An 8,775-nucleotide genomic window follows, 5' to 3' on the forward strand; every position below is an offset into this window, starting at 1 on the left:
GTAGCCTCACTGTATGTTTTATTTTGAAGAATTAATCCAATTTCTTCTGAAATGCTCAGATCGGCCGCGTTCTTTCTCCAGCTCTTGCTTAAGCCGAGCATTTTCCTTTCGAACAGAACTGAGCTCCTGCTTCAAACGATCCACTTTGTTGCGCAACACAGCCTCTATATGACGGTATTCCTCAGGAGTGCGGGAAGGGACCGCCACACCATCTATCTCTGACGAAGATGAACGTGCATTATCACGCTCAGCTGATATGGATTCCTTGAAGTTATTGTACAGGTACTGCCTGCTAACCCCGGCGATTGCAGCAATGTCTTTAAATGTAATGGCCTCATTACGTTCCTTCAAAGTCGCAATAGCTTCCTCTACGGCACGGCGCTTCCGCAAACTGCGTTCTTCTCTGGCCTTCGCTAGGCCTTCAGTGGCTTTGCCGCTCATTCGACAAACTCCAGTTTTATCTGTTTGACTTTCTGCTCAGCACCTTTGTAAATGCCGTCTTCTTCTATAGCTGAAACGATTTTTCCTAAAGAGTCGTAGACTTCTTTGTTTTTCCTGAGGCGTCGATCTGTGATTTCTGACATCCTTGTTTTTCCTGAATCTGCAAGCTCTTTGGATTCTTCTTGCTGCTCTTGAATGAGAGCGTCTATGGCAAGTTTTTCAGACTTAAAAAAATCTACATCTTTTGCATCAGCCCTGAAATGTTTACATGTATAGCATGCGTTGGCGTGTTCACACCAATCCCCAATTTGAGCAGGCATTGAACAAGCTCCGCCACAGACACGAGTGGCTGCTAGTTGCTCCTTTCTGACAAGAAGTTCACCAATTTTATCATCGACATCTCCCTGTATCGTAAAGAACCTTCCGCTACCTTTTTCCAGGAGAGCTTTTTTCTTCAATTCAAGTCTATTGTTCACATAAACAGTTGCCATATCAGGACTGGTATGGCCAAGCTCCATCATGATATTAAGAATATCATGACCGTTTTGTGCTAACGATGTACCCATCGTATGACGGAGAGGATGCCAAGAAAAGGCGAGGGGGTTACCGCCATCATCTTTTACCTGTTGACTTACAACTTTTTTCTTTATCTCGCTCGCAGTCCATTGTTGAGTCACAAAGCCTTCCTGAGTTCCCGTAAAGTAGGGGAAGAGGTACTTTGTTGGTCTGCCATGCTTTTTGACAATGCATTTTCTCTGGTCTTCAATAACTTTTATTAAAGCCGCGTGAGACTTGTCGCTTTTGGAAAGTGGCTTTCTATTCCACTTCTTGACCTTATTCTGCCAGAAGTGGAGGATCATAAAGTTATCATCATCAGGATCATTCTTAAGACAATCATAGAGCACTGAATGGCCATCCTCAGCGCGCATGCCCGTAGCAAGAATTAGTATAAATATTTGAGGAACAGGGGAGGGTGCATCCTTGACAGCCATCTGAAGCTCGTCAATGATGCGCTGTGAGTAGGAGCGTCCCACGCCTTCGTTCGCATATCCTATTCGACCCAGCCCTTCTTTATAGTGGGTCTTCTTGATTTTCTTGACTGCTCTTTTTGATACTGACAAAGAAGGCCATTTGTCAGAGAATTCCCTTGAGGCCGCTTGCAGCATCGCCACAGTGTCTGTAAACCAGTTTTTCCCGGATAAACCTTTCTTATTACCCCATGCTAAATAGTCATCTTCAATCAAATTATCTGATATGAGAGCAGGAGAGGGGGTCTCAAATTTCTCGTGCATGAAGTCTCGGAAGTTTATAAACCTTCCCATGTAACCAACAAGCGTGCTTGGGGCCAGCTCACCATGCTGAATCTTGTTTATGACATGAAAGCGTACAGCATCACGCAACCATTCAGGGTAACGGTAAAAATTAAGGTATTTATCTGTGGTGCGCTGTCTGTCTTTGAATCTGTAGTCATCTTCGCTGTATATGTCGTTGAGGTAGACAATCATTCGCCTGTGAAGAGGCTTGAATTGTTCCCTCTGAATTATAATATTCTTGTGGATGTCGCCGGCAACTGTGATTCGCGCTGGCAGATACTCCTTTTCAACGATGCTGTTGTCACTAACATAGCTCTGCTTGGTTTTCTTTCTTTTCGAATTGTTAGAGTATCTAGAAAAAATATCTAAAAGTTCAGCGTTATGTTTTCTCGTGTTTTTTTCTTCGCTGCTCGAGGTATGACGAGCTGTAAACTCAGGATGAGGTATATCTGCCAGACAATAAACTCCAAAGCGACTGGATATTTCTTTCCAGTCGGTGTTTAGCCATCTCATTGGCAGGCGCCTTCGCTCTACAGAAGAACGGGAGTTGTTGCGTTCATCTGAAAGAAATTTTGCCCAATAGCATTTCAGCTCAAGTTGTGGTGTCAGTGGCAGCCCGGTAAATTCAATAGGGCTGTTTACCCCAACGTGTTCATTCGTAAAGATCTCAATGTCTTTTACAAATTCGTCATCCCACACGTCATGAAAAAACAGCTTGCTGCCATAGGTTTCAATTTTCGACAAGAGCTGCTCTTCATACAAAACCTGGCTGTCGGCACTTCCCTGAATTACCTTTAGATCCATTTTACGCCTCTGTCAGTGATATGTGGCAACTTCCTAAATTCTTCGAGGCGTTTTTCCAGCTTTTCTGGCCCCGTCAGATGAAGCTTTCGCATCTCATGGCTGAACAAATGTTTATAAAAATCCATGGTTGTCTGTGGACTTGCGTGACCCAGGCGATCCGCTACTTCGAGTAGTCCATAGCCGTCGACAATGGCTTCACTGGCATGCGTGTGCCTGAAATGATGCCAGGTGAAAGCCACAGCTGTTCGCTGCTTCAAGTAATTCTTTAGATTCTCTGCATAACTACGGGAAAGGGCACGTCCAATGCTGCCTCGCTGAATGTTACAAAATACATATTCTGTGCCCGCTTCAAAAGCGTCTTGATACTCATCGCTTGTGATGAAGTCTTCATACATATCGAGCAGGTAGTCCATGACCGGAATGGCACGAACACGTTGTCCCTTAGCCCTCGCACCATTCTCATTGTCGACCCTAGGGATGATCCATACGATCTTATCTTCAAGGTCAATGTCTGTGTGACGGAGCCCCAGAGCCTCGCCAATGCGCATCCCTGTGTTGTAGAGCAATGTCACCAGAAAAGCATCTCTCAGCCTATGGCAAGCTTTGATGAGTAATAGGACGCTTTCTGGAGACAGGCGCTTTTCAGTGACCTGTTTCTGGACCTTCCCGATGTCACCGCGTAGGTAACGATCTTTCTGTTTGGTTGTGCGCCGGCTATTGATGTGCTCGAGGAAAGGCTTATAGCTGTTTAGGCCCTGGTGATGCTGTGACTGCGTTCCTCGGACATGCCCGAATGGATCTCGTCCCTGGAGATAACGATAGAAGGACTTGGTCGCCAAGTGCAGCTGGTTTTTCAGTGATGGGGAAAGCTTTTGGAGGGAGCGCGCATCAAAGGTTACGAGGTTTTCTGGCGGTGGTTCGTCCTTAGCGCTTAAGGCGTATGGCAGCCACTGAAGGAAGTGATCGTAATCGCTCACCGAAATATCATAGACCGATTTTCCGATCGCGTTGAGATAGCTACCTAGGCGAGTCATGTGGCGTGCGTAAGCGACGATCGTGTTCGGAGAGAGGTTGGTTTCCTCAAGATGGACGATCCAGTCACGCAGAGGGCCGACGGTGTCACCATCATGATCGAGCACGGTCCACGAGACCGCTGTGTCGCTGTATCGAATTTTGACGAGCCTCATGAGCATCACCATCCATGGAATGCTCCATATTTGACATGGTGAGCATATGAGTCAACCCGAAGGAGCTGATCTCAGCTTTGACACCTTAAGTGGACACAATTGACATAGACATGCTTGGTGTCCGTATTAACATAATATACATTATGCGAAGTTGCTGGCACCAGCTTGCTAGGTCTCGTTTCTGCCGCCAACTCTTATGCAGCAGCCGACCATCCACTTGCTCGAGATTTACCTCCAAACTCCTTGATTTTTCTTGATGTCATGCTGTTTCGTCTGCTTGTCTCCGTCTTCTGTCTGGCCAATTTTCCAGTAGCTGGAAACATAGAATTGGGACTTCGGAATATCATACCTTTGCCGGATAAAGTGTCGTATGGCCCGCATGCTGCTGAACTCGCAAGCGGCCCATACCGACGGCGTTCCGGGTAACCGAGGCAGGGATTGAAGTTTCTCGAGCAGCGTGAGCCCCCTAGGGTCCGGCTCGGGGCTGATCACCCAGTGCAATTCAATCTTCTCCGGATGCCTCAAGGGTTGAATATCGGATTCGTGGCGAACCTCGATCACCGCGTAACCGTATGCATCCTCCGGCAGTTCCTCCAGGTTGACACTCAGCGCAGGCAAGGCCGTCATGTCACCGGCCAGCAGATACCCGTCGCCCTCCTGACTGATCAACTTTCTGCCACCCGGTCCGGCGACCAGGATGCGATCACCGGGCCGGGCGCTGCTGGCCCATGCAGACGCCGGCCCCTGCTGTGCATGCATGGCAAAATCAACGTCAATCTCCTCGGGACGTTGATGCCGTATGGTATAGGTCCGCATCAGCGGCCGTTCGTCCTTCCCTCGGGGAAACATCAGCTTGATATAGGCGCTCTCCTGGTTTCGTGGGAACTCCCGCAGGCTCTCGCCTCCGAGGGTTATCCGCAGCATGTTCCTGGTAAGCCACGAATGGCGAAGCACGCTGAGTTCTCGTGCCTGGGGTCTAGCCAAGATCTGACTCCTGTTTCGCTTCAATCACGTCCCACATTTTCTCGCCACAACATGGTGTTCGGCGAGTTGTCGCGCCTTTTTCAGGCCTGCTTCAGACAGGGCTACTACAGCACTCTTTTGAGCGTATCGTCGCGCTGGACGAAATGGTGGAACAGCGCCATGGCGATATGCCCGATGATGAGGACGGTCAGGGCCCAGGCCAGCGGTGAATGCAGGCTGCCGAGGCTCGCCGCCCAGGGGACCTCCTCACCTTCCGCGAAGATCTCCATCCCGAAGGCAGTCACGCCGTAGCCGCCGCCCAGCATTACCAGCATGCCGGTGATCGGCATCAGCAGCATGCCGGCGAAGAGCAGGCCATGCCCCGCCTTGACCAGCCTGGCGGTGGCCGGGTTCTGGGCCGGACGATGACGACGTTGTGACACCACCCACGCCAGGCGCAGCACGATCAATACCAGCAGCAGGCTGCCGATGGAGACATGCCAGGGCACCAGGGTCTGCCCCACCCAGTGCTCGCCCTCGGCGATACGGTCCCCGAACTTGAGCAGCTGCCACCCGATCAGTACGGTCATCAGCCAGTGGAAGGTCTTGCTGACGCTTCCGTAACGCACTTTTGAATCCTTGATCATCGATAGCTCCTTCATTGGTCTAGACAAGTTTCGATGTAGAAAAGGTGGCCGAGGGGCATGGCCGCGTCAGTCGAAGCGGAAGGCCGATAGCTGCGCCTTGAGCACCTGTTCCGAATTGATCTTGTAGCCCCTGTCCTCCCTTGCAGCGCCGGCGGCGACCAACAGCGGGATCAGGTGCTCTTCATCGCCCGGTGGGTGGCATTGATAGGCATGGGGAGCCTGCGTCCAGTCGCTCAGGGCGGCGTGGCGACGATCCGTTTCGGCTGCCACGGCCCGGGCCAACCAGTCATCGAAGGCCTCGGAAGGCGCGGTATTGCGCGAATCCCCGTAGCCGCGCATGTTGTGAAAGCTCATGCCGTTGCCGACGATCAGCACTCCCTCGTCGCGTAGCGAAGCGAGCACCTCCCCCGCGGCCAAGTGCGCTGCGGGATCGAGATCCTCCCGCAGCGATAACTGCATGAAGAAGCATGGGCCAGCGCCGTGGGGAATGAACAGCGTTGGCTGAGGAGACGACTCGGGAGACGAGATACTGGTGTAGATCATGATGGCGCCCTCCGGCCTGCGGGCCGATGTATGCGAACGGATCTCACTATAACTTCGTTGCAAAAACAGGAGAACATGCCACTCTTGCCCAACACCTTTAACTGATAGTGTTAAATCGATGCTGGATCGTTTTACGGGAATGCGGGTCTTCACCCAGGCCGCCACTCATGGCAGCCTGTCGGCGGCAGGCCGCGCGCTAGGCATGTCCCCGGCCATGGCCACCAAGCATGTCGATGCCCTGGAGGCCCGGCTAGGGGTCAAGTTGCTGCATCGCACCACCCGGCGGCTCACGCTGACCGACGCCGGTCGCGATTATCTCGAGGCGTGTCAGCGTATCCTGCAGGAACTCGATGAGGCGGAGTCGGAAGTGGCGGCCCAGCGAATCGAGGTGGTCGGGCGGCTGCGGATGAATGTGCCGCTCTCCTTCGGGACGCGCTTCATCGCCCCACTGCTGCCGGCCTTCAGTCGCCGTTATCCGCAGGTGGAGGTCGAGCTGGGCCTGAGCGATGCCCAACACGACCTGATGCAAGAGGGGTGGGATCTGGCGCTACGCATCGGCCATCTCGCCGACAGCTCGCTCAAGGCGCGACGGCTGGGGGACTGTACGCTGCGGGTCTGTGCCGCGCTGGACTATCTGGAACGCCATGGCACGCCGCGAGGCGTCAACGAGCTTGCCGGGCACAACTGCCTGAGTTATACCCTGTCGCCCTCCCAGAAAGATCGCACCTGGCGCTTCGGGCGTAAGGGGGATATTCAGGTACCCGTGCACGGCAATCTCAGGGCCAACAACGGCGACGCGCTGTTGGCGGCGGCACTGCGGGGACAGGGTGTGATCTATCAGCCGAGTTTCATCGTCGACGACGCCCTTGCACGTGGTGAGCTGGTTGCCCTCGAGCTCGACCAGCCCACCCTCGACCCCGGGGGGATACATGTGCTGCTCCCCCCCGACCGACGCCCTCCGGCCAAGGTCAGGGCGATGATCGACTATCTGGTTGAGGCCCTACTTCTCTGATGAAGCAGGGACACTGCCTGTCTCAGGGGCAGAGTGCGCACTTGTGAGGACGCTTGCAGCATCCGGAGTCCAACCTGCAAACGCTATCTGAAGCTCCCGCTGAATGCCTTGGAAGGCACCACCTGGGTGTGAAAGCGTCGCGACAATCGGAAAGGGCTCCAACATCACAGCAGCTTTGGATTATCAACCTACCTCGCTGAACTGAGGTTCGAGAACGTTTCGAGGCTTCCGCTCGGTTGACAGGCTACGCAGCCAGTGCCCAGTGCATACACGGAGGCCAGTAATCGGTCTCGCTGGACGCTGTTAGCTGTTATTCTTCCTCGAGTGCACTTTCCTTTCCAAGCTCGCTTGAGGGAACGATGACAAAATTCAACCACTCGCACGATAGGTAGTGAACATGGCCACGAAGAGAGTCGTACTGCATGCCTCCACCGCCGAGAGCCTCTCTCGAGCGCGTCGCAATGTGCAAAACTTACTGGCTTCCAGACCAAACACAGAGGTCCTGATCGTCGCCAATGCTGGCGCCGTGAGCGCTGCACTTGAAACGTTGGGCGATCACACCGACCAATATCTACGCTTGTGTCGCAATTCGCTGATTGCTCAAGGGCTAACCAACGACAAAGGTATCGAGGAAATCGAGGCTGCCGTCGTGACCCTTATGGAGCTCCAGACCATCGGCTGGGCTTATATCCACGCCTAATTCACGAACTCGAGAGCGCATAACGGTTGGTTGCAACAGCAAAATCCTCGCCGCAGAACCACTCATTTATCACCATGGAGCTAGCACCCCGGGCTACCCATCATCGAGGGTGAGTCGCCCCAAGTTTCAGGGGCTGGCCTTTTCCTCGCCTGGGGAGTTCTTAATCAATAGCTGCATCGGCGATGCTCGCGAAATCCTGCTCGAGCTCTTCGGCGGCCTGTGCCAGTTTCTCGCCACCCTCTTCCATGTAAGGCTCATAGACATGGGAAGGCAGCTTATAGGACAAGGTAGCGGTACCGTCCGGTGCCTCGGTCACATACATGCGAATGGGCGCTTCGATCATCGCCGCCGTCGAAAGCCTGAGAATGCGTACCGCATACTCGTTATTGAACAGACCGATGACGCGATTGCCCGGTATCTCGATCCCCCGATCCGCCGCCGCCTGGGTCGGGCCGGCCTCGGTAACGACGCCGAGCCCGCTGTCCTTGGCGGCGGTTTTTACCGCCTCCACAAGCGCCTGATAGCTCTTGTCGCTATCATGCACTGCCCACCCTTCACGAGGGCTTACCGTAGGAATATCCTGCGCCATAGCGATATGGAGAGGGGCAATCAACATACCGCCAAGCAGGATAGAAGCAGCAAGTTTGCGCATGACGAGACTCCTTGTCGGATCACATTTCAGCAACATCAAAAAACTCGACCAAGCCGATTCTCTTATAAGTTAGCCTATAAATCGTTTTCTCTCTACGAGTCAGAAAGGGGTGCGCTGTAGTGGTCATGCGTGGCTTCATCGACCAGCCCACGACCTGACACGAGAACAAGTCGATGACCACCGACAAGTAGAGCTAGTTGTGTAAACCCACCAGGTTGTTCACGGAAAGCCCCAGCCGGCTCACCGGAGGCTGATAATTCAGGCTGGCATGCGGTCGATGCCAGTTGTACTGATGGAGCCAGGCAAGTAGATGCTGGCCTCGCTCCTTCGAGTTCTTGTACGACCGGGCATAGGCCCATTCGCGCAGAGCGGTTTGAATGAAGCGTTCTGCTTTGCCGTTGGTGCGGGGCGTATAGGGGCGAGTACGCTTGTGCTTCAGCCCCAGCCGCCGGCACAGGCGGTGAAACGCTCTGGATCGGTAGCAGGCGCCATTGTCGGTGAGCACCCGCGTGA

Annotated in this window: 10 protein-coding genes; 2 read left to right on the forward strand and 8 right to left on the reverse strand. The window is 53.4% G+C overall.

Annotated features, from left to right (window positions below):
* Positions 1 to 18: 18 nt before the first annotated feature.
* From IOC61_RS03770 to IOC61_RS03795, 6 genes are all read right to left on the reverse strand, one after another.
* Entirely contained in the window at positions 19 to 441 is a 423-nt protein-coding gene (locus tag IOC61_RS03770) for a DUF6262 family protein (protein ID WP_195687539.1), read from the reverse strand.
* Positions 438 to 2,558, reverse strand: a complete 2,121-nt coding sequence (locus tag IOC61_RS03775) for a tyrosine-type recombinase/integrase (RefSeq protein ID WP_195687540.1) — start codon at positions 2,556 to 2,558, stop codon at positions 438 to 440. The genes IOC61_RS03770 and IOC61_RS03775 overlap by 4 nt, the downstream gene beginning before the upstream one ends.
* Positions 2,549 to 3,745: a tyrosine-type recombinase/integrase gene (locus tag IOC61_RS03780; RefSeq protein WP_229332900.1), complete on the reverse strand. Its 1,197-nt coding sequence runs from the start codon at positions 3,743 to 3,745 to the stop codon at positions 2,549 to 2,551. The genes IOC61_RS03775 and IOC61_RS03780 overlap by 10 nt, the downstream gene beginning before the upstream one ends.
* A gap of 228 nt (positions 3,746 to 3,973) precedes the next feature.
* On the reverse strand, positions 3,974 to 4,699 hold the full coding sequence (locus tag IOC61_RS03785; RefSeq protein ID WP_324254680.1) for a siderophore-interacting protein: 726 nt from the start codon (positions 4,697 to 4,699) through the stop codon (positions 3,974 to 3,976).
* Between the two features lie 134 nt (positions 4,700 to 4,833).
* Positions 4,834 to 5,355, reverse strand: coding sequence for a cytochrome b (locus tag IOC61_RS03790; RefSeq protein WP_195687542.1), 522 nt, complete (start codon positions 5,353 to 5,355; stop codon positions 4,834 to 4,836).
* A gap of 66 nt (positions 5,356 to 5,421) precedes the next feature.
* Positions 5,422 to 5,898, reverse strand: a complete 477-nt coding sequence (locus IOC61_RS03795; RefSeq protein ID WP_195687543.1) for a DODA-type extradiol aromatic ring-opening family dioxygenase — start codon at positions 5,896 to 5,898, stop codon at positions 5,422 to 5,424.
* Between the two features lie 118 nt (positions 5,899 to 6,016).
* On the opposite strand from IOC61_RS03795, the gene IOC61_RS03800 reads away from it, so the two are divergent.
* Both IOC61_RS03800 and IOC61_RS03805 read left to right on the forward strand, forming a co-directional pair.
* Entirely contained in the window at positions 6,017 to 6,910 is an 894-nt protein-coding gene (locus IOC61_RS03800; RefSeq protein WP_195687544.1) for a LysR family transcriptional regulator, read from the forward strand.
* Between the two features lie 397 nt (positions 6,911 to 7,307).
* Positions 7,308 to 7,610: a hypothetical protein gene (locus IOC61_RS03805; RefSeq protein ID WP_195687545.1), complete on the forward strand. Its 303-nt coding sequence runs from the start codon at positions 7,308 to 7,310 to the stop codon at positions 7,608 to 7,610.
* A 160-nt stretch (positions 7,611 to 7,770) separates the two neighbouring features.
* Here IOC61_RS03805 and IOC61_RS03810 read toward each other — a convergent pair whose 3' ends face one another.
* Positions 7,771 to 8,262 carry a DUF302 domain-containing protein gene (locus IOC61_RS03810; protein WP_229332901.1) on the reverse strand — a complete coding sequence of 164 codons (492 nt, stop codon included), beginning with the start codon at positions 8,260 to 8,262 and terminating at the stop codon, positions 7,771 to 7,773.
* A 193-nt stretch (positions 8,263 to 8,455) separates the two neighbouring features.
* A partial coding sequence (locus tag IOC61_RS03815; RefSeq protein ID WP_195687546.1) for an integrase core domain-containing protein occupies positions 8,456 to 8,775 on the reverse strand: 320 nt, incomplete at its 5' end.

This window comes from Halomonas sp. KAO, assembly GCF_015595025.1.
In the GTDB taxonomy this organism is placed as follows: Bacteria; Pseudomonadota; Gammaproteobacteria; order Pseudomonadales; family Halomonadaceae; genus Halomonas.